The 2,354-nt window shown below is 32.7% G+C and carries 5 protein-coding genes and 1 pseudogene; 1 reads left to right on the top strand and 5 read right to left on the bottom strand.

The features are described 5' to 3' along the window. Positions 1-181: 181 nt before the first annotated feature. On the bottom strand, positions 182-553 hold the full coding sequence (locus L0M85_RS09645; protein ID WP_229056544.1) for a zeta toxin family protein: 372 nt from the start codon (positions 551-553) through the stop codon (positions 182-184). A 33-nt stretch (positions 554-586) separates the two neighbouring features. On the opposite strand from L0M85_RS09645, the pseudogene L0M85_RS09640 reads away from it, so the two are divergent. Continuing rightward, positions 587-763: pseudogene (locus L0M85_RS09640) on the top strand (transposase); the annotation flags it as partial. 158 nt (positions 764-921) lie between these two features. Here L0M85_RS09640 and L0M85_RS09635 read toward each other — a convergent pair. The 4 genes from L0M85_RS09635 to L0M85_RS09620 form a co-directional block, all read right to left on the bottom strand. Next, positions 922-1,149 (bottom strand): hypothetical protein, encoded by a 228-nt coding sequence (locus tag L0M85_RS09635; protein ID WP_135782407.1) that lies wholly within the window; start codon positions 1,147-1,149, stop codon positions 922-924. Continuing rightward, on the bottom strand, positions 1,140-1,772 hold the full coding sequence (locus tag L0M85_RS09630) for a DUF3990 domain-containing protein (RefSeq protein WP_135782408.1): 633 nt from the start codon (positions 1,770-1,772) through the stop codon (positions 1,140-1,142). Before L0M85_RS09630 ends, L0M85_RS09635 begins: the two co-directional genes overlap by 10 nt. Before the next feature lie 81 nt (positions 1,773-1,853). Continuing rightward, positions 1,854-2,129: a hypothetical protein gene (locus L0M85_RS09625; protein WP_135782409.1), complete on the bottom strand. Its 276-nt coding sequence runs from the start codon at positions 2,127-2,129 to the stop codon at positions 1,854-1,856. Positions 2,130-2,166: 37 nt separating this feature from the next. Then, positions 2,167-2,354, bottom strand: a 188-nt coding sequence (locus L0M85_RS09620; RefSeq protein WP_238656926.1) for a DUF5945 family protein, incomplete at its 5' end; no start/stop codon positions are given.

Here is a 2,354-nt window from a genome sequence, read left to right as displayed (position 1 = left end):
TAAAAAGAGATGGGCAAAATCTCAATTCCTGAAGAAAATGGAGTAAATCTTCCCACAAGAAAACGCATAATTTCAAGTTTTTCAACACCTGAGACTATGCGTTTTTTAGTTCTAAAAAAGTTTCGCCCACCTTAAACAACTAACAAAAGTTATAAGTAGACTATATTTTAAAACTCAAGATCTAACAACCATTTCGATTAGTTAAATCTTTCAATCTTTCTTCTCCTGATTTAAGCATCTCTTTCTCAACTTGATTCCATTCGCCAAATAGTAAATCATGAAGAACGGTTGCTACTGAAGTTTTATCTTCTTCTGAATCGTATACACAACTTCTATCTCGTTGGTAAATTTGAATTCTTTCAAAGATAGCTAGTTTTTCCAATTGTCTTGTATTATCAACTAGATAATTTACAATGAAATCATGATGTTCTTTTGGAGTTGCGCGTGCTTGATCTGGATTGATAGCGTACAGTTCTTCATAACGGATAAGGGTGCTCAGATAGGACAGCTTAGGCTTTGTCGCAATCAAAGCTAATTGTACTTCATATCCCATACTTTTCAAGAGTTGTGCTGTTTCCTTTGGAACGTCAACGCCCTTTAACTACCCTATTCTAACGCCAAATTGGAAGCGACTAATAATCTCATTAAACTCATCAAACGAAATGCCTTTGGTTTTCGAAACTTTGAAAACTTCAAAAAACGGATTTTTATCGCTCTGAACATCAAAAAAGAAAGGACGAAATGTGTCCTTTCTAGATCTTAGCTTTTCTTCAACCCACTGCAGTTGACAAAGAGCCATAACATTTAGAAAAAAGAAATGCACCATTTTTGGTGCGTTACTTCTTGTTTTTCTAGCCTAAACTTTACTCCTAAAAAAGCCACCTTAAAGAGTAATTCCTTTTTCGGTGGCTTTTTAAAATACTATACATTAAAATACTCTTGTTTAATTTTTGTAAGCAGATTGTTAGCAACCGAAGTTACACCAACATGCATCAGTTCAGGATCAGAATAATCTAGATTACGAGCATAGCCTTCTGCAACAGTCTGAGCAATACGCTTATCCAATTTATAATTAGAGGCTTTTAATAGTGCTTGAAATAATTCTGAACTATATAGTCTAATATTATTTTCCAATGATACTACTGCCATTTTTGTAACTCCTCTCCTGTTTTTGATTGATAAACCATCTCTATTTTCATTATATCACAAAAAGATTGGTTGTGGATGGATAATTGTTTAAAAGAATATGGTTTTCTAAACTCAGCAAGCATTTCTTCTTTTGTAATTTCATTCTGACGAAAACGAGCTAAAGCTTGGGTTGGATTGTCATCAGTCTGAACACCATAGATAAAATCAAAATGGTGTTGTAATTCATCTGGATTTTCCCGATTTTGAACGACAAATTCAGCAAAATCTAAATCTGACTCTGACTTTTTATGTTTTGCAAAATAGTGACAATGATAGTCAGGGTTCTTAAAAATTTCTATAAAATTTGAAATACGAAATTCTACTATAATTCCTACTTCTTCTTCTGAGTCAAAAATATTATTATTAGAGCTGCTTCGATTTAATACTTCAACTTGCTTGTTAATAAATTTTCTAGCTTGTTCAAAGTCAGGCGTGATATAGAAACCAGGACCAAAATCTAGCTCACTTCCTAAATTAAATTTAACATCTATACCACTTTTTAAGGATTCTAAATGTCTCAATAATGTAGCATGAAACCACTGCGTCTGACCTAGTTGCTTTTCCTGCTTGGTAGTCAACTCCAAAATATTTACTTCCTTCTCTAGTCTATACTAAAAGTATAACACAAGACTTTATTCAAGTAAAAGAAAATTGTATAAAACTATTCACTTCCTTCCGTCTTTCCTAAACCTCTCTAAATTCTTCTCCAATTGTTCCTTATGAAGTTGATTCTTAGCTTCCTTTAATGTGTCATCCAAAGTTTCTTCTCTGTAAGTTGATTCTGTTTTTAGTTGTTGTGATTCTTGATTTGGAGTAAAAATGATATCTAACAGTCGGTCTATTTTTTCAAGATCTTGGACAGACATATCAGATAGTCTATAAATTAGCTTCTTAAATACATCACCATTGTCTTGGTTTTTCTTAAAAAATGTTGTAAACATCTATAACCTCCCAAAAAAAGCAGCCTATCAGGACTGCTTAGTGTAATTCGGAAATCGCATCATAAATTGACTGCAATTTCTTATTGTCTTTATTCTTTGTGTCAATCAAAGTATGTAGCCCTTCAATTTTCTTTTGACTACTTTCAATATCGCTATTGTTATCCGCAATCAGTCTTTTAAGATGTTGCTGATAACTTGTAGTGATATCTGTCTCTTTTCCTGTTC

The organism is Streptococcus sp. DFI.7.26 (assembly GCF_022240605.1).
Classification (GTDB): Bacteria; Bacillota; Bacilli; order Lactobacillales; family Streptococcaceae; genus Streptococcus; species Streptococcus xiaochunlingii.
Note: the sequence above shows the minus strand (reverse complement) of the source record. Positions and strands in the feature narration are given on the sequence as shown.

What these genes read in the sequence shown, in the direction of transcription:
- L0M85_RS09645 (WP_229056544.1), bottom strand. Translation starts at nt 553, where the DNA reads ATGGGATATGAAGTACAATTAGCTTTGATTGCGACAAAGCCTAAGCTG.
- L0M85_RS09635 (WP_135782407.1), bottom strand. Translation starts at nt 1,149, where the DNA reads ATGGCAGTAGTATCATTGGAAAATAATATTAGACTATATAGTTCAGAA.
- L0M85_RS09625 (WP_135782409.1), bottom strand. Translation starts at nt 2,129, where the DNA reads ATGTTTACAACATTTTTTAAGAAAAACCAAGACAATGGTGATGTATTT.